Source organism: Micromonospora sp. NPDC049102, assembly GCF_043197485.1.
GTDB lineage: Bacteria > Actinomycetota > Actinomycetes > Mycobacteriales > Micromonosporaceae > Micromonospora.
Map to the genome: position 1 here is coordinate 1 of NZ_JBICTE010000023.1, position 17,269 is coordinate 17,269.

General features: G+C 71.2%; 16 protein-coding genes and 1 tRNA gene. 3 read left to right on the forward strand and 14 right to left on the reverse strand.

Features of this window, described 5'->3' with window-relative positions; all coding sequences use genetic code 11:
- Window positions 1-103: 103 nt before the first annotated feature.
- The 8 genes from ACGFH9_RS20940 to ACGFH9_RS20975 all read right to left on the reverse strand — a co-directional run bounded on the left by ACGFH9_RS20940 (window position 104) and on the right by ACGFH9_RS20975 (window position 7,794).
- Window positions 104-1,417, reverse strand: a complete 1,314-nt coding sequence (locus ACGFH9_RS20940) for a sulfate adenylyltransferase subunit 1 (protein WP_393221759.1) — start codon at window positions 1,415-1,417, stop codon at window positions 104-106.
- A complete protein-coding gene (cysD, locus tag ACGFH9_RS20945; protein ID WP_355246168.1) occupies window positions 1,417-2,328 on the reverse strand; it encodes a sulfate adenylyltransferase subunit CysD in 912 nt (303 codons plus the stop codon). Before cysD ends, ACGFH9_RS20940 begins: the two co-directional genes overlap by 1 nt.
- A 65-nt stretch (window positions 2,329-2,393) precedes the next feature.
- Window positions 2,394-3,224, reverse strand: a complete 831-nt coding sequence (locus tag ACGFH9_RS20950; protein WP_393221762.1) for an inositol monophosphatase family protein — start codon at window positions 3,222-3,224, stop codon at window positions 2,394-2,396.
- A gap of 134 nt (window positions 3,225-3,358) precedes the next feature.
- A complete protein-coding gene (gene pth / locus ACGFH9_RS20955) occupies window positions 3,359-3,949 on the reverse strand; it encodes an aminoacyl-tRNA hydrolase (protein ID WP_355246173.1) in 591 nt (196 codons plus the stop codon).
- Between the two features lie 91 nt (window positions 3,950-4,040).
- Window positions 4,041-4,730 carry a 50S ribosomal protein L25/general stress protein Ctc gene (locus tag ACGFH9_RS20960; protein ID WP_393221765.1) on the reverse strand — a complete coding sequence of 230 codons (690 nt, stop codon included), beginning with the start codon at window positions 4,728-4,730 and terminating at the stop codon, window positions 4,041-4,043.
- Between the two features lie 311 nt (window positions 4,731-5,041).
- The gene (locus tag ACGFH9_RS20965; protein WP_007455396.1) at window positions 5,042-6,022 is read right to left on the reverse strand and encodes a ribose-phosphate diphosphokinase; all 981 of its coding nucleotides are present in this window, start codon (window positions 6,020-6,022) and stop codon (window positions 5,042-5,044) included.
- A gap of 57 nt (window positions 6,023-6,079) precedes the next feature.
- Window positions 6,080-7,612 carry a bifunctional UDP-N-acetylglucosamine diphosphorylase/glucosamine-1-phosphate N-acetyltransferase GlmU gene (glmU, locus tag ACGFH9_RS20970; RefSeq protein ID WP_393221768.1) on the reverse strand — a complete coding sequence of 511 codons (1,533 nt, stop codon included), beginning with the start codon at window positions 7,610-7,612 and terminating at the stop codon, window positions 6,080-6,082.
- Window positions 7,613-7,722: 110 nt separating this feature from the next.
- Window positions 7,723-7,794: transfer RNA gene (locus tag ACGFH9_RS20975), tRNA-Gln, on the reverse strand.
- 282 nt (window positions 7,795-8,076) lie between these two features.
- Here ACGFH9_RS20975 and ACGFH9_RS20980 point away from each other — a divergent pair.
- Together ACGFH9_RS20980 and ACGFH9_RS20985 are read left to right on the forward strand one after the other, a co-directional pair.
- Window positions 8,077-9,042: an acyl-CoA desaturase gene (locus tag ACGFH9_RS20980; protein ID WP_393221771.1), complete on the forward strand. Its 966-nt coding sequence runs from the start codon at window positions 8,077-8,079 to the stop codon at window positions 9,040-9,042.
- 222 nt (window positions 9,043-9,264) lie between these two features.
- A complete protein-coding gene (locus ACGFH9_RS20985) occupies window positions 9,265-9,951 on the forward strand; it encodes a TetR family transcriptional regulator (protein WP_393221986.1) in 687 nt (228 codons plus the stop codon).
- A 4-nt stretch (window positions 9,952-9,955) separates the two neighbouring features.
- Here ACGFH9_RS20985 and ACGFH9_RS20990 read toward each other — a convergent pair whose 3' ends face one another.
- The 6 genes from ACGFH9_RS20990 to ACGFH9_RS21015 all read right to left on the reverse strand — a co-directional run bounded on the left by ACGFH9_RS20990 (window position 9,956) and on the right by ACGFH9_RS21015 (window position 15,921).
- Entirely contained in the window at window positions 9,956-10,432 is a 477-nt protein-coding gene (locus ACGFH9_RS20990) for a DUF4383 domain-containing protein (protein WP_393221774.1), read from the reverse strand.
- A gap of 217 nt (window positions 10,433-10,649) precedes the next feature.
- Window positions 10,650-11,105 carry a DUF4383 domain-containing protein gene (locus ACGFH9_RS20995; protein WP_393221777.1) on the reverse strand — a complete coding sequence of 152 codons (456 nt, stop codon included), beginning with the start codon at window positions 11,103-11,105 and terminating at the stop codon, window positions 10,650-10,652.
- Window positions 11,106-11,207: 102 nt separating this feature from the next.
- Window positions 11,208-13,013: an ABC-F family ATP-binding cassette domain-containing protein gene (locus ACGFH9_RS21000; protein ID WP_393221779.1), complete on the reverse strand. Its 1,806-nt coding sequence runs from the start codon at window positions 13,011-13,013 to the stop codon at window positions 11,208-11,210.
- A 107-nt stretch (window positions 13,014-13,120) separates the two neighbouring features.
- On the reverse strand, window positions 13,121-14,071 hold the full coding sequence (locus ACGFH9_RS21005; RefSeq protein ID WP_393221782.1) for a 4-(cytidine 5'-diphospho)-2-C-methyl-D-erythritol kinase: 951 nt from the start codon (window positions 14,069-14,071) through the stop codon (window positions 13,121-13,123).
- Window positions 14,072-14,158: 87 nt separating this feature from the next.
- Window positions 14,159-15,028 carry a 16S rRNA (adenine(1518)-N(6)/adenine(1519)-N(6))-dimethyltransferase RsmA gene (gene rsmA, locus ACGFH9_RS21010; RefSeq protein ID WP_355244594.1) on the reverse strand — a complete coding sequence of 290 codons (870 nt, stop codon included), beginning with the start codon at window positions 15,026-15,028 and terminating at the stop codon, window positions 14,159-14,161.
- Window positions 15,022-15,921 carry a TatD family hydrolase gene (locus tag ACGFH9_RS21015; RefSeq protein WP_393221989.1) on the reverse strand — a complete coding sequence of 300 codons (900 nt, stop codon included), beginning with the start codon at window positions 15,919-15,921 and terminating at the stop codon, window positions 15,022-15,024. Before ACGFH9_RS21015 ends, rsmA begins: the two co-directional genes overlap by 7 nt.
- A 76-nt stretch (window positions 15,922-15,997) precedes the next feature.
- Between ACGFH9_RS21015 and ACGFH9_RS21020 the strand changes: the two genes are divergently transcribed.
- Window positions 15,998-17,239 carry a hypothetical protein gene (locus ACGFH9_RS21020; protein ID WP_393221785.1) on the forward strand — a complete coding sequence of 414 codons (1,242 nt, stop codon included), beginning with the start codon at window positions 15,998-16,000 and terminating at the stop codon, window positions 17,237-17,239.
- Window positions 17,240-17,269 lie beyond the last annotated feature (30 nt).

Here is a 17,269-nt window from a genome sequence, read left to right on the forward strand (position 1 = left end):
CCGTGCCGTGGCCACCCGCTTCGACAAACTCGCCGTGCGCTACGAAGCCACCGTGCACATCGCCGCGATCAACGAGTGGCTATGACCGACTTCGACACAGACCCTAGGCGGCTTCGACGATCATGGCGGCGCCCACCGTGCGGTTGGTGGTCTCGTCGATGATGACGAAGCCACCGGTGGTGCGGTTGCGGCGGTACTCGTCGGCCAGCAGCGGCACCGTCGTCCGCAGCCGCACCCGGCCGATCTCGTTGAGCCGCAACTCGTCGGCCGACTCGTCGCGGTGCAACGAGTTGATGTCCAACCGGTAGTACAGCCCGCGCACGATCGCCCGCGCCGACCGAGTGGTGTGCTTGATCGCGTAGCGGCCGCCGACCCGCAACGGGGCGGTCTCGTCCATCCAGCAGACCATCGCCTCGATGTCCTGGGAGACGGCCGGCGCGTTGTTCGGCCGGCAGATCATGTCGCCCCGGGAGATGTCGATCTCGTCGGCCAGTCGTACCGTCACCGACATCGGCGGGAACGCCTCCGCGACCGGCCCGTCGGCGGTCTCCACGGCGGCGATCCGGCTGGTGAAGCCGGACGGCAGCACCATCACCTCGTCCCCCGGCTTGAGCACACCGGAGGCGACCTGACCGGCGTAGCCGCGGTAGTCGGTGACCGTGGTGGACTGCGGGCGGATCACGTACTGCACCGGGAAGCGGACGTCGACCAGGTTGCGGTCACTGGCGATGTGCACCCGCTCCAGGTGGTGCAGCAGCGACGGGCCCTCGTACCAGGGCATGTTGTCCGAGCGGGTGACGATGTTGTCGCCGCGCAGCGCGGAGACCGGCACCACGGTCAGGTCCGGTACGTCGAGCTTCGCGGCGAACGCGGTGAACTCGTCGGCGATCTGCTCGTAGACCTCCTGCGACCAGTCGACCAGGTCCATCTTGTTGACGCAGAGGACCAGGTGCGGCACCCGCAACAGCGAGCACAGGAACGCGTGCCGGCGGGACTGCTCGACCAGGCCCTTGCGGGCGTCCACCAGGATCAACGCCAGGTCGGCCGTGGACGCGCCGGTGACCATGTTGCGGGTGTACTGGATGTGCCCGGGAGTGTCCGCGATGATGAACTTGCGCCGTGGCGTGGCGAAGTACCGGTACGCGACGTCGATGGTGATGCCCTGCTCCCGCTCGGCGCGCAGGCCGTCGGTGAGCAGCGCGAGGTTGGTGTACTCGTCGCCACGGGCCGCGCTGACCGCCTCCACCGCCTCCAACTGGTCGGTGAAGAGCGACTTGGTGTCGTACAGCAGCCGGCCGATCAGGGTGGACTTCCCGTCGTCCACGCTGCCGGCGGTGGCGAACCGCAGCAGGTCCATCGGCCGCGCCTCGGGCGGGGTCTCGGTGCCGGCCGCCGGGGCCAGGGTCTCGGTGCTCATCAGAAGTAGCCCTCCCGCTTGCGGTCCTCCATGGCGGCCTCGCTGACCCGGTCGTCACCACGGGTCGCGCCCCGCTCGGTGATCCGGGTGGCCGCCACCTCCTCGATGACCTTCTCCACGGTGTCCGCGTCCGAGCGGACCGCCGCGGTGCAGGAGGCGTCGCCGACGGTGCGGTAGCGCACCTGGGCCTTGAACCGCTCCTCGCCGGCGCGTGGGCGGAAGAACTCGTTGACCGCGTAGAGCATGCCGTCGCGCTCGATCACCTCGCGCTCGTGGGCGTAGTAGATCGACGGCAACGGGATGCGCTCGCGGGCGATGTAGTGCCAGACGTCCAGCTCGGTCCAGTTGGACAGCGGGAAGACCCGGATCGACTCGCCGGGGTGGTGCCGCCCGTTGTAGAGCGACCACAGCTCCGGGCGCTGGTTCTTCGGATCCCACTGGCCGAACTCGTCGCGGAAGCTGAACACCCGCTCCTTGGCCCGCGCCTTCTCCTCGTCCCGGCGCGCGCCGCCGAACAGCGCGTCGAAGCGGTGCTTCTCCACCGCGTCGAGCAGCACCGGCGTCTGGATGCGGTTGCGCATGCCGTCGCCGGACTCCCGGACCATGCCGCTGGCGAGGGCCTCCGGCACGCTCGCCACCACGAGCTGCAATCCCAGCTCGGTGACCCGCTGATCGCGGTATTCCAGCACCTCGGCGAAGTTGTGCCCGGTGTCGACGTGCATGACGGGGAAGGGGATGTTGGCCGGAGCGAACGCCTTCTGCGCCAACCGCAGCATGACGATCGAGTCCTTGCCGCCGGAGAAGAGCAGCACCGGACGTTCCATCTCGGCGACAACCTCGCGCATCACGAAGATGCTCTCCGCCTCGAGAGCGTCCAGGTGGGAGACGCGGTAGGCCGCGGGGGAGGTCATGACACTCGCTCGCTCATCCGATTTCCAGACCTTTCCGGTCGGACATGTCAAGAAGTGCGCTCAGGCTACCCGGAATGCCTCTGCAGCGCTGCAAGCAACCGGCTGGCGAGATCCTTGCGACAGACCAACAGGTCCGGCAGGCGCGGATCCGCCTCGTTGTATCGAAGCGCAGAACCGTCGATCCGGGAAGCGTGCAGTCCGGTGGCCGTCGCCACAGCCACCGGCGCGGCCGAGTCCCACTCGTACTGTCCGCCGGCGTGGATGTACGCGTCCACCTCGCCGGTCACCACCGCGGCGATCTTCGCCCCGGCGGAACCCATCGGCACCAGATGCGCACCAACGTCCTCGGCCAGGTCGGTCAGGAACACCGGCGGCCGACTCCGACTCGCCGCCAGACGGATCTTGCGCTCGCCGGCTGTCGCGGCCTCCACAGTCATCGGCGGGTACGCGGGCGGATAGTCCGTGCCCAGCACCCGGTGCTGCGCCGGCAGCCCCACCGCCCCGGCGACCAGCCCGTGCGGGCTCGGCGCGCTCCGCGCCCAGAGGGCAACGTGCACCGCCCAGTCCAAGCGGCCCTCCTCGGCGAACTCACGGGTGCCGTCCAAGGGATCGATGATCCAGACCCGGTCCGCGGTCAGACGGGACACCGCCCCGGCGTTCACCTCGGCCGCCCAGGCCAGCCGCGAGCCCTCGTCCTCCTCGGAGAGCACCGCGTCCCCCGGCCGCCACTTCGCCAACTCGGTGCGGATCAGGTCGTGCGACACCTTGTCCCCGGCCGACTTCAGCGCACCACCGTCCGCGAAGCCCATCTCGGCGCGCAGGTCGAGCAGCGCCTGCCCGGCCCGGGAGGCCAACCACCGGGCGAACGCCCCGTCGATCATCGGAGGACTGCCCATCTGCCCGCTCCCGTCGCTTCGCCGCGGCCGTGCCCGCACGCACCGATCGGCCGCGACCCGCGTCGCCGGTCACGGCACGCCGAAAGGCGCAGACTACCGGCCCGGCGTTTCCGATCCGGTACGCACCGCCCGACTCAACCGCCGTGATACAGGTTCTGGGTCGGCTCCACGCCCTTGACGATCACCGACTCCACCACGTCGGCAGCCCGGTCCACCAGGAAATCGAGCTCCTTGCGTTCCGCCGCGCCGAAATCCGACAGAACGAAATCCGCCGGGTCCTGCCGCCCCGGTGGACGACCCACCCCGAACCGCACCCGGGCGTAGTCCTTCGTGCCCAGCGACTTCGACATCGAGCGCAGGCCGTTGTGCCCGCCCTCGCCGCCGCCGAACTTGATCCGCACCTGGCCGAACTCGATGTCCAACTCGTCGTGCACCGCGACCACCTGCGCCGGCGGCACCTTGTAGAACTGCGACAGCGCCGCCACCGGCCCGCCGGAGAGGTTCATGTACGTCAGTGGCTTCGCCAGCACCAGCTTCGGGCCGCCGAACCCCAGCCGACCCTCCGCGACCTCGGCCACCGCCCGCTTGTGCCGGCCGAACCGCGCGCCCACACGCCCAGCCAGCAGCTCGGCCACCATGAAACCGACGTTGTGCCGGTTGCCGGCGTACTCCCGGCCCGGGTTACCCAGGCCGACCACCAGCCACGGTCCCGCCTCGTCCGTCACGACCCGCCCCTCCCGACGTCTTCACCGACACCCGATACGCCGGCAGGCGCCCCCGAAGCTCGGGGACGCCTGCCAGCAGAGTACGAACCGATCAGGCCTCGGTACGCGCCTCGGCGCTCTCGTCGCCCTCGGCGGCGTCCGCGCCCTCGGAGCCCTCGGTGGTCTCGCCGACCCCGGCCTCGGCCTCGTCGGTGGCCGTCTCGACCTCGGGCAGCGTCGCCTCGAGCTGCTCCGCCGTCGGCGCGGCGGTCACCGAGGCGACCGTCAGCTCGGAGTCGGCGGCCAGCTCGACACCCGAGGGCAGGTCGACGTCGGCGGCGGTCACCTGGGAGCCCGCCTCCAGGCCCTCGATCGACGCCTCGAGGTGGTCCGGGACCTTGGTCGCGTCGGCGGTCACCGAGAGGGTGTCGTGGTCGTGCACGATCAGGGTGTCCCGGGCGGCCTCGCCCGTCAGCTGCACCGGAACCTCGACGGTGACCTTCTCGCCACGGCGGACCAGGAGCAGGTCGACGTGCTCGAAGCTGTCCTTGATCGGGTCACGCTGGATCGCCTTCGGCAGCGCCAGCACCTGGGTGCCGTCGGTGATGTCGATGGCGAAGAGCTGGTTGGCGCCACCCTTGCGGATCGCGGCGGCGAACTCCCGCGACGGCAGCGCGATGTGCTTGGGCTTCTCGCCGTGGCCGTACAGCACGGCGGGCACCTTGCCGGCCCGGCGGGTACGACGGGCACCACCCTTGCCGAACTCGGTGCGGGGCTCGGCGCTGATCTTTACCTCGGACACGGGGAAACTCCTGATGCTTCGCTGCGGCGGCTTGTCGTCTTGCGGTGCTGGGGCGAGGGGCTCGCTGGGGCTCATGCGTCATGAACGACTGCCCGGAGCACCGCGTCGATGACGGTGCCTCCGTGCGGCGCTCTTCAGCGGCCCGCCGGGCACCCTCGCCGTGGCAACCGCACCAGTCTACCCGAGCCAATTCGCTGGTTTCCGGCAGTCCCCAGTCACGGCTCCAGGCTGACCCGCCGACGGCGTTTCCCGACGGCGAGTCAGCCCTTTTCGACCATTTTGTCAGCCTTCGTGGCGGGACTCGGCCACTCTCAGCTCAGGCCACCGAAGAGGGTGGTCACCGAGCCGTCGTCGAACACCTCCCGGATCGCCCGCGCCAGCAGCGGGGCGATCGACAACACGGTCAGCTTGTCCAGCTGCTTCTCCGGCGGCAACGGCAGCGTGTTGGTCACCACGACCTCGCTGATCGGGCTGTTCTTCAACCGCTCGGTGGCCGGGTCGGACAGCAGCGCGTGGGTGGACGCCACCACGATCTCCGCCGCACCCGACTCCTTGAGGATGTCCGCCGCCTTGGCGATCGTCCCACCGGTGTCGATCATGTCGTCGACGATCAGGCAGACCCGACCCTCCACCTCACCGACCACCCGGTTCGCCACCACCTGGTTCGGCTTCATCGGATCGCGGGTCTTGTGGATGAACGCCAACGGGCAGCCGCCCAGCCGGTCGGTCCACCGCTCGGCCACCCGCACCCGACCCGAATCCGGTGCCACCACGGTCATCGGCCGGCCGGCGTACCTGTGCTCCACGTACTCGGCCAGGATGTCCATCGCGAAGAGATGATCCACCGGGCCGTCGAAGAAGCCCTGGATCTGGGCGGTGTGCAGATCGACCGTGAGGATCCGGTTCGCACCGGCGGTCTTCAGCAGGTCCGCCACCAGCCGGGCCGAGATCGGCTCCCGACCGCGGTGCTTCTTGTCCTGCCGCGCGTACGGGTAGAACGGCAACACCACGGTGATCCGCTTCGCCGACCCCCGTTTCAACGCGTCCACCATGATCAGGGTCTCCATGACCCAGGTGTTCACCCCGTGCGTCACGGACTGCACCACGAAGGCGTCCGAACCACGCACCGAATCCTTGAACCGTACGAAGATCTCGCCGTTGGCGAACTCGTACGCGTCGGCCGGCGTCGGTGCCACGCCGAGCACCTCGCCGATCTCCTTGGCCAACTCCGGGAAACCCCGTCCGGAGAAGAGCATCAGGCTCTTGCGGTTTTCGGCGACGATGCTGCCCATGGGCCCGTCTGCTCCCGTTTGTCGGCGGTACCCGGCCCGGTGGTGGTGGGTCGGGGACTATTCGGTTGCAGTATCTCCCGCGCCGGACGGACCGCCCACCGTCTCGGCCCGCCCGTGCATTGCCTCACTGTCACTTGCGGCGCCACCCATTTCCGACGCATCCTTCCCGTCGCGGGCACGCTGCGCGGCCTCGGCCGCCGCCGTACCGGCCCGCCGCATCACCACCCAGCCCTCGATGTTGCGCTGCCGCGCCCGGGCGACACCCATCGCGCCCGGCGGCACGTCGTCCACGATCACCGAACCGGCCGCCGTGTACGCGCCGTCGCCCACCTCGACCGGCGCGACGAACATGTTGTCCGCGCCCGTCCGGGCGTGGCTGCCGATCACCGTACGGTGCTTGTCGACCCCGTCGTAGTTCACGAAGACCGACGCGGCCCCGATGTTGGTCTGCTCGCCGATCGTCGCGTCACCGACGTACGTCAGGTGCGGCACCTTGGAGCCGGCACCGATCTCGGAGTTCTTCACCTCGACGAACGTGCCGACCTTCGCCTTGTCCGCGAGCCGAGCGGCGGGCCGCAGGTACGCGTACGGCCCCACGCTCGCGCCCGCGCCCACCTCGGCCCCGACCGCGTGACTGCGGACCACCGACGCGGCCGGGCCGACGATCGTGTCGACCAGCGTGACGTCCGGGCCGACCAGCGCGCCCGCACCGACGACCGTGGCGCCGCGCAACTGGGTGTTCTGGTCGATCACCGCGTCGCGGTCCACCGCCACCGTCACGTCGATCCAGGTGGTCATCGGGTCGAGCAGGCTCACCCCGGTGCGCATCCAGGCCTCGTTCACCCGGTCGCGCAGCAGTCGGCGCAGCGACGCCAGCTCCACCCGGTCGTTGCACCCGAGCGTCTCGACGTGGTCGACGGCCACGTGCACCGCGACCGGCTCGCCGGCCGAACGGAGCAGACCGAACACGTCGGTCAGGTACTCCTCGCCCTGGTCGTTGTCCGTGGAGAGCTTGCCCAACGCGTCACGCAGCCGCGCCGCGTCGAACGCGTAGATCCCGGCGTTGATCTCCCGGATCGCGCGCTGCGTCGCGTCGGCGTCGCGCTCCTCGACGATCTGCTCCAGTCGACCGTCGGCGTCTCGGACGATCCGCCCGAGCCCGGTCGGGTCGGGGACCTCGGCGGCAAGCACGGTGGCCGCCGCGGCAGCCTCCTCGTGCGCGGTCACCAGCGCGCCCACCGTCTCCGGCCGCAGCAACGGCACGTCTCCGTTGATCACCACGACCGTGCCGGCACCCTCCGGCACGGCGTCCAGCGCGATCCGCACGGCGTGCCCGGTACCGAGCTGCTCGGCCTGGAGCACGGGCGTGGCCTCGGGGGCGATCTCGGTCAGGTGGGCCCGGACCTGGTCGGCGCCGTGTCCCACCACGACGACGGTGCGGTCGGCGGCCAGCGGGGCCGCCGCGCCCAGCACGTGGCCGAGCAGCGTACGACCGAGCAGGGGGTGCAGCACCTTGGGCAGTGTCGACTTCATCCGCTTGCCCTCACCGGCGGCGAGTACGACGACGGTACGAAGGTGGGGCTGGGGCACGACGTGGCTCCCGTCGGGACGGCGGACACTCTCGCGGCCATGCTAACCACGAGGCCCGGCACGGTTCCCTCTTACCCCCACGAATACCTAAAGCGGACTTATGGGGACAGCTCGGCCGCCAGGGTTCGAACCTGAAATACGGGTACCAAAGACCCGGGTGTTGCCAATTACACCACGGCCGATCGCAGCGTCGAAAACGCCGACGCGACGGGATGCGCATCCTGCCGCTACACCTTAACGCCCGACTTCGTCGACGCCAGCACTCATACCCTTCATGATCCCCTCGGCCCCTTTCGACGTCGCGCGGACGGCGCACCTCGAGAGCGACCGAAGCGGCCCTGAGCAGCACGTTAGCACGGGCGTACGACGACGCTTCGAAACTTCCCCGTGCGATCTACCGAGCCGTAAGTTACGGTGACGTAGGCGTAGGTTCGTGATCGTTTCCGTCCCCTCTGCGAGGTGCCATGTCCACTACCGTGCTCGAACCCAACACCACCGGCTCCGGCCCGAAACCGCTCACCGACGGCACCCAGTCCCCCGGGATCCTGGCCACCCTGTGGGCGTTCGTCGTGATCCCCTTCGCGGCCCTGCTGATTGCCGTACCGGTCGCCTGGGGCGGCTGGCTGGGCTGGACCGACGTGATCATCGGCCTGGTCTGGTACGTGGTCTCCGGGCTCGGCATCACGGTGGGCTTCCACCGCTACTTCACGCACGGCTCGTTCAAGGCCAAGCGGTGGCTGCGGGTGACCCTGGCGGTGGCGGGTTCGCTGGCGGTGCAGGGCGAGATCATCCAGTGGGTGGCCGACCACCGGCGGCACCACGCGTTCTCCGATCTGGAGGGTGACCCGCACTCGCCGTGGCGGTTCGGCACGAGCGTCTGGGCGCTGACCCGGGGCCTGTTCCACGCTCACGTGGGCTGGCTGTTCCGTCGCGAGCTGTCCAACCGGGAGCGTTTCGCGCCCGACCTGATCGCCGACCGCGACATCAGCCGGGTGGACCGGCTCTTCCCCGCGCTGGTGGTCATCTCGCTGCTCGGCCCGGCGCTGATCGGGGGTCTGGTGACCTGGTCGTGGCAGGGCGCGCTCACGGCGTTCTTCTGGGCCGGGCTGGTCCGGATCGGCCTCCTGCACCACGTCACCTGGGCGATCAACTCGGTCTGCCACGTGTACGGCGAGCGCCCGTTCGCAATGCGCCAGGGCGACCGCGCGTCGAACTTCTGGCCGCTGGCGATCCTGTCGTTCGGTGAGAGCTGGCACAACCTGCACCACGCCGACCCGACCAGCGCGCGGCACGGTGTGCTGCGGGGTCAGGTCGACATCTCGGCGCGGGTGATCTGGCTGTTCGAGAAGGCCGGTGCGGCGTCGCAGGTGCGTTGGCCGAAGCCTGAACGACTCGCCGCCAAGCTCGTGAAGCCGGTCGCACCCCGGTAAACCGGGCGGTGCCACAGCGTGTCGCCTGGCAGGATGGCCGGATGACCGAGCGACGCGGGGGGACTGGACGGCTCGGCGGACGAGGGCCGGGCCCGATCCGGGTTTGGTCGCACGGCACGGCGGGGCGGCCAAGCCGCCCGCCAGTGAGGCGACGACGTGAACGGGCACAGCGGGAACACCATCCCACGGCAGGGCGTGACCGAGCGCCAGCGAGGCGGCGACATGCCCGAGGCGAGTGACGAGGCGGGCGGCCGGCGGCTGGCGCCGGCCGCCACGCCGAAACCCAAGCCCACCTCACGGGTACGCATGTCGGCGGCGCAGCGCCGGGAGCAGTTGATTGCGATCGGCCGGCAACTGTTCGCCGAGCGGGGTTTCGACGCCACCTCCATCGAGGAGGTGGCGGCCCGCGCCAAGGTCTCCAAGCCGGTCGTGTACGAGCACTTCGGTGGCAAGGAAGGGCTCTACGCGGTCGTGGTCGACCGGGAGGTCCGGGCCCTGCTCGACCGGATCACCACGGCGCTGACCGCGGGCCATCCGCGTGAGTTGTTGGAGCAGGCGGCGATGGCTCTGCTGGGCTACATCGAGGAGGAGACCAGCGGCTTCCGGGTGCTGGTCCGCGAGTCGCCGCTGATGTCCGGCACGGCCACCTTCAGCAGCGTGATGAACGACGTCGCCCACCAGGTCGAGCACATCCTCGGCGCCGAGTTCAAGAGCCGCGGGTACGACCCGAAGCTGGCCGAGCTCTACTCGCAGGCGCTGGTGGGCATGGTCGCGTTGACCGGCCGGTGGTGGCTGGAGGTGCGCAAGCCCCGCAAGGAGACGGTGGCGGCGCACCTGGTCAACATGGCGTGGAACGGGTTGTCGCACCTGGAGGCGAAGCCGACGTTGATCACCGCGCGCCGTTGCTGAGGCGTCAGGTGCGGTGCGCGTCGGCCACCGGATGCTTGCGGCGTTCGCGCTCCGCCTCGGCGTGCTCCGACGGGCCGATCTTGTCGTAGAGGCCGGTGCCGAGCAGGACCAGGCCGAACAGCATCGACACGATCACCGTCGACATCGAGAAGTTGAGGAAGTTCGCGTCGGTCTGCAGCACGGACATCATGAGGATGCTGGTCACCAGGAACACCGCGCCGGCGGTGAGGTTCATGTAGTGACCGAGGTTGCTGCGCCGGGACGCCCCGACGATCAGGACGACTCCGAAGATCACGGAGGCCAGCGAGAAGGCCAGGTTGGTGCGGAGGCCAAGAGCCCAGGTGCTGTTGCGGGCGAAGAGCGGGTCGCCGATCGTCTCGGCGACGCCCCAGACGCCGAAGACCAGGATGTAGACGCCGATCAGCCCGGAGAGGACCCGGTAGAGCGGCCGTGCCGGATGGTTGACCGGAAAGTGCGGCATCCCAGAACCCCCTGATGTGACTGTTTCAGGGGGAATTGTCGCCCAAGGCAGAGCCGACTGTCCGACGAACCACAATGCCGGAGGTCCGCCGGAAGGCTGGACCAGGTCAGGACTTCGCCGGAGCCCGAGCTGCGCAGGGATCAAGCCTGACCGCCCGGAGCAGCTCGGGCTCCGACGAAAACCCACGACCGCAACCAAAGAAAGCAAGCAGCAAAGCTCAGAGCACGAGCCGAGCCTTGTGGAACGCCTCCGCCTCCTCGTCGGTGCCGACCTTGCCGTACATGCCGGCCATGAGCAGCACCAGGGAGGCCGACAGCACCACGACCACCGTGAGGACGTTGACGTTGAAGATGTTGGCGTCGGTGCGGATGAACGCGAGAGCGCCGAGGCCGATGACCATCAGGGTGTACGCCAGCCACTGGTTGATCGCCACGTCGATGTTGCGGCCGAGTCCGGTGCCGACCAGCACGACGAGCCCGAGCAACACGCAGAGCAGCGAGAAGCCGAGGTTGGTGCCCTGGCCGAGGACCTTCGTGTCGTCCTGCGCGAGGACCTCGTTGCCGGCGCTCGCGATGATGCCGAGCACGCCGAAGACCACCAGGTACAGACCGGTCAGCCCGCCGATCGCCCGGTAGATCGGCCGCGCGGGGTGGTTGATGGGGGTGTGGGCCATGTCTGGGTCTCCAACGCCGTGGGGTGAGGTGTCGCCGATGATTGTCCCGCATGTGCCGGTGTGACGCCGCACACGGCCCCCGCGCTGGTGTGCCCGGGCGGGTCAGCCCTCGGGCAGCTCCTCGGCGAGGGTCATCCAGCTCTCCTCGATACCTTCCCGCTCGGCGCGCAGATCCTTGAGCTGGGTGTCCAGCTCGGCGACGCGGGCATAGTCCGTGGCCTGGGCGGCGAGCTGGTCGAGCAGGGTGGTCTCGCGCTGGTCGAGCTTGCCGAGCTGCCGTTCGAGGCGGGTCAGCTCCTTGCGGGCCTGGCGCACCTCGGCTGCCGACATGCCACCCACGCTGGGCCCGGCCGGCCCGACCGAGACGGTGCCGCCCACCCGAGCGGAGCCGGCCCGCTCGGCGGTCCGGGCGAGGTACTCGTCGACGCCACCGGGCAGGTGCACCAGCCGGCCGTCGCCGAACATCCCGTACGAGGTGTCGGTAACGCGTTCGATGAGGTAGCGGTCGTGGCTGGCCACGATGATCGTGCCCGGCCAGGAGTCGAGCAGGTCCTCCAGCGCGGCGAGGGTGTCGGTGTCCAGGTCGTTGGTGGGCTCGTCGAAGAGCAGCACGTTGGGCTCGCCGGCCAGCAGCCGCAGCATCTGCAACCGGCGACGCTCACCGCCGGAGAGGTCGCTGACGGGTGTCCAGAGGCGGCGGTCGTCGAAGCCGAAGACCTCGGCGAGCTGCGCGGCGGAGACCTCCCGGTCGCCGAGCTGGACCCGGCGGGCGACCTCCTCGACGGCTTCCAGGACCCGCAGGTGCCCGGGCAGCTCGGCGAGTTCCTGGGAGAGGAACGCCGGCCGCACGGTGGAGCCGGTGGTGAAGCGACCTCCGTCGGGGCGGGTGATGCCGGCGAGCATCCGCAGCAGGGTGGTCTTGCCGGCACCGTTGGCGCCGAGGATGGCGATCCGGTCGCCCGGGCCGACCAGCCAGGTGGCGTCGCTCAGGATCTCCTTCGGCCCGGCGTGCAGCTCGACGTCCGTGAGCTCGTACACCTGTTTGCCGAGGCGGGAGACGGCCATGCGCTGCAACGACATGGTGTCGCGGGCCGGCGGCACGTCGGCGATCAGCGCGTTGGCGGCGTCGATCCGGAACTGCGGCTTGGAGGTGCGGGCGGGCGGGCCACGCCGCAACCAGGCGATCTCCTTGCGCAGCAGGTTCTGCCGGCGCGCCTCGGTGGCGGCGGCAACCCGCTCGCGCTCGACCCGGGCGAGGGTCCAGGCGGCGAAGCCACCCTCGTACGCGCGGACGGTCTGGTCCGCGACCTCCCAGGTGGTGGTGCAGACGGCGTCCAAGAACCACCGGTCGTGGGTGACCACCACGAGGGCGCCCTTGCGGCCGACCAGGTGCCGGGCCAGCCAGTCGACACCGCCGACGTCGAGGTGGTTCGTGGGCTCGTCGAGGATCAGCAGGTCCGAGTCGCGCACGAGCAGCGCGGCAAGCGCCACCCGCCGCCGTTCGCCGCCGGACATCGGGCCGACCGGCTGGTCGAGGCCGAGGTGCGGCATGCCGAGGCCGTCGAGGATGTTGCGGACACCGGCGTCACCGGCCCACTCGTGCTCAGCGCCCATGCCCTCGCCCAGCCAGGCAGTCCCGAGCACCACGTCCCGGACGGTGGCCTCGGGGGCGAGGGTGAGCTGCTGCGGCAGCCAGAGCACGCGCAGGTCACGACGGTGGGTGACCCGACCGTCGTCGGGGTCCTCCTGCTTGGTGAGGAGCCGTAGCAGGGTGGACTTGCCGGCGCCGTTGAGGCCGACCACACCGATCCGGTCGGCGTCGTCCAGGCCGAGCGAGACGTCCGTGAGCAGCCGCCCGGCGGCGCCGTACCCCTTGGACACCCGGTCCAGATTGACGATGTTGGCCACGTTCCACCCTTCAAGATCAAGGCGTCCGGGTGCCGGCGGGCACCTCGGGACGCCTGACCCAAGGGTACGCGGACGTCCCGGCCGGCCGCGCCGGCCGGGGAGCGCCGTCAGACGACGCGCGCCCCCGCCACCGGGCCGCGTGCGACCCGCGCCTCCCGGCACACACCGGCGCTGGTCAGCTCGGCGGCGATCCGCTCGGCGTCGGCGGCGTCGGCCGCGAGGAACACGCAGGTGGGGCCGGAGCCGGAGACGATGCCGGTGAGCGCGCCGGCAGCCTCGCCGGCCTTCAGGGTGTCGGCCAGCGCGGGACGCATGGCCAGCGCCGCGTCCTGGAGGTCGTTGCCGAGCGAACGGGCGAGGACCTGCGGGTCGCGCTGGCGCAGCGCGCCGAGCAGGTCGTCGGTGCTGCCCAGCGGGGTACCGGCGGTGCCGGCGTCACGGAGCCGGTCCAACTCCCGGTACGCGGCAGGCGTGGACAGGCCGACATCGGCGATCGCCACCACCCAGTGCCAGGACGTCGGACGGACCAGCACCGGGCTGACCGCCTCACCGCGGCCGGTGCCCAGCGCGGTGCCCCCGTAGATCAGGAACGGCACGTCCGAGCCGAGGTCGGCGGCGATCCCGGCCAACTCGTCGCGGGACAACCCGGTGCCCCAGAGCGCGTCGCAGGCCACCAGCGCGGCGGCCGCGTCGGCGCTGCCGCCGGCCAGCCCACCCGCCAGAGGGATCTGCTTGCGCAGGTGCAGTCGGGCGTGCGGCAGGACACCCGCGTAACCAGCCAGGGCGTGCGCCGCGCGGATCACCAGGTTGGAGTCGTCAAGCGCCAGCTCGCCGGTGCCCTCACCCTCCATGGTCAGGCCGAGGGTGTCGCCCCGGCGAGCGGTCAGCTCGTCGTAGATGGAGATCGCGTGATAGACCGTGTTCAACTCGTGGTAGCCGTCGCGGCGCAGCGGCCCCACCCCGAGGTGCAGGTTGACCTTCGCGGGCACCCGCACCCGCACCGGGCCGATGGCCCCGCGTCGCTCGTCCTCGTCGTCCGGTCGCCAGGCCTCGGTCACGGGGTGAATTCCCGCATGCTCAGGCGGATGTCGAACGGCTTGGCCACGATCAGCTCCTCGGCGTCCTCGGCGGGCACGGGCGCCAGCCTACTTCGCGCCCGGCGTACCGGCCGGAGACGACGCGGCGATGGCCGCGAACTGCTCGACGGTCAGTGACTCGCCGCGCGCGCCGGGGTCGACGCCCGCGGCGGTGAGGGCGGCGGCGGCCCGGTCCGGACCGCCGGCCCAGCCGGCGAGCGCCGCGCGCAGGGTCTTGCGACGCTGCGCGAACGCCGCGTCCACCACGGCGAAGACCCGCTGCCGGGGTACGTCGGGTCGGGGCGGGTCGTGACGGGTGAAGGCGACCAGACCGGAGTCGACGTTGGGGACCGGCCAGAACACGTTCGGCGGCACCCGCCCGGCGCTGCGGGCGCTGGCGTACCACGCGAGCTTGACCGACGGGATGCCGTACACCTTGGAGCCGGGACCGGCGACGAGCCGGTCGGCGACCTCCTTCTGCACCATCACCAGGCCGTGTCGCAGGGAGGGCAGCTCGGCGAGCAGGTGCAGCACCACGGGTACGGCGACGTTGTAGGGCAGGTTCGCGACCAGCGCGGTCGGCGGCGGGTCGCCCAGGTCCGCTGCGGTGACGCGTAGGGCGTCGGCGCGGTGCACGCTCAGCCGGTCGGCGTCCGCCCCGGCGTGCCGCGCGGCGGTCTCCGGCAGCGCCCCGGCGAGCGTCGGGTCGATCTCCACGGCGTGCACGTGCCCGGCGACCGGCAGCAGCCCCAGGGTCAGCGAGCCCAGCCCGGGGCCGACCTCCAGGGCCACGTCGTCGGGGGTCAGGCCGGCGGCGGTGACGATCCGCCGCACGGTGTTCGGGTCGTGTACGAAGTTCTGACCCAGCTTCTTGGTGGGCGCGACGCCCAGCCGGGTGGCGAGCTCCCGGATCTCCGCCGGGCCGAGGAGGCTCACCACGGGCCGAAGGCCCGGTCGCCGGTGGCGGAGATGGCCGCGCACAGCTCGTCCAGGTCGCTGCCGGTCGTCTCGGCGAGGAAGCGGACGGTCAGCGGAATGAGGTACGAGGCGTTCGGCCGACCCCGGTGCGGAATCGGGGTGAGGTAGGGGGCGTCGGTCTCCACCAGCATCTGATCCAGCGGGGTGAGCGCGGCGGCCTCGCGCAGCGCGGCGGCACTGCCGAAGGTGACAGTGCCGGCGAAGCTGAGTAGGTAGCCCCGACGTACGCACTCGCGGGCGAACTCGGCGTCGCCGGAGAAGCAGTGCAGCACCACCGTGTCCGGCGCGCCCTCGTCGTCGAGGATGCGCAGCACGTCCGCGTGGGCGTCCCGGTCGTGGATGACGAGCGCCTTGCCGTACCGCTTGGCGATCGCGATGTGCGCCCGGAAGCTCTCCTCCTGAGCGGCGCGCCCCTCGTCGCCGGTGCGGAAGAAGTCCATTCCGGTCTCGCCGACCCCCCGGACCCGGTCGCGGGCGGCCAACGACTCGATCTCCCGCAGCCCCTCGTCGAGGTCCGCCAGCCGGGGCGCCTCGTTGGGGTGCAGCGCCACGGTGGCCAGCACCGCCGGGTACGCGTCGGCGATGTCCGCGCCCCACCGCGAGGAGACGACGTCCACCCCCACCTGCACCAGCCGGTCCACCCCGACGCTGACGGCCAGGTCGACGGCCGCGGCGACCGGGTCGTCGGCCGGACCGCCACCCGGTACGCCCGCCTCGCTCACCGTGATGTCCAGGTGGGTGTGGCTGTCCAGCACCGGCCGGGGCAGCGGCTCGGGGGCGGGTGGGAACTCTCCGGCCCGCCGGGCGGCACGCTCGCGGCGGGTTTCAGTCGGCTCGCTCATCAGCGACAGCATCACACACGGGCGTCGTCCATCCGCCCGCCACCCGGCGTTCACCTCGACTACGCCGCGCGACTCTACCGTCGCGGCAATGGACGTCAGACCCCACGTGAGCGACGCCGCAGGCGAACGGACCGGTCTGCGCGTGGCATTCGGCGGCGGCGTCTATCCGGCCGAGGAAATCGCCCGGGGCGCCGCGTACGAGCTGTTCAGCGCCGAGGAGGTCGCCGGCTTCGAACGGGCGTCGCGTCCGGGTAACGCCCTGCCGTGGCGACGGTTCGTGCACGTCACCGAGGTGAGCGCGGTGCACGGGGCCGTCGAGCCGGCCGAGGAGCCGGAGACGCCGCTGATGATGCCGGCGCACCGGGAGCGCGGCTGGTCGCACGTACACCAGCTCAGCCAGCAGCCATCGGCGGTGGGTGACCCGGTGTTGACCGCGGTGCGCGCCTCGGCGGTGGTGCGGCGCGGCACCCGGATGGTGAAGGTGCTCTCCGCCGCGCAGCTCGCCGGGTACGTGCGGGGCTGGCTGCCGCACGGCTTCTGCTACCGGGAGCACGATGTGGCGCACCTGCGGACGACGGCGACGACCACTGTGCTGCGCACCGACGGCGACGTCGCGCGGGACGGCTCGGACGTGGCGTACGCGCTGCGCTGGCGGACGGCCGACCCGGGCGACTACGACGTGCCGGTGGGCGAGGCGCACCGGGGCCTGACCGCGCTGGCGTCCCGCGACCGCGTGGGCCCACCGGTGCTGGGCACCGGCTTCGTGCCGAGCAACGGCCAGCTCATCCCCGAGTTCGTCACCCGCGACGTCGCCGACCTGCCCATGCCGGCGAACGCGACCCTGCTCGCGTACACCGCCGAGGGTGTCGAGGTGGTGCTCTACAGCTACCAGGCCGAGCAGCGCGCCTGGCTGCGGATGGTGGGCCCGCAGTGGCGGCACCTGCTGGCCGCGGTGCCGGGCGTCTCCCCCGACCAGGAGTACGTCCCGACCGGCGACGCCCCGCGCTCGACCCAGCTGGTCGGCCTGTACGGCGACACGGAGTACGAGGCGGTGGCCGACCTGCCCGGGGGTTTCCGGGTGTTGGCGATGACCCGGGCGGCCCGTTACCCGGTGGAGGCGGTGGCCCGCCGGCTCCGGTTCGCGACGTGGCGGGGCGTGTCGTGCCTGGTGCTGCGTGAGGAGGCCGGCTGGCTGCGGCTGCGGCACCCCGACCCGGACGCGGTGGTCGGCACCGGCGCGCAGTGCCACGACCGGGGCGTCTACGAGACCTGGGCGCCGGGCGCCGAGGTGACCGACGACCAGGTCATGGACACCCGGTACGCGATCTGACGGCGCGCGGCGGCGGGACGTCCACCGCCG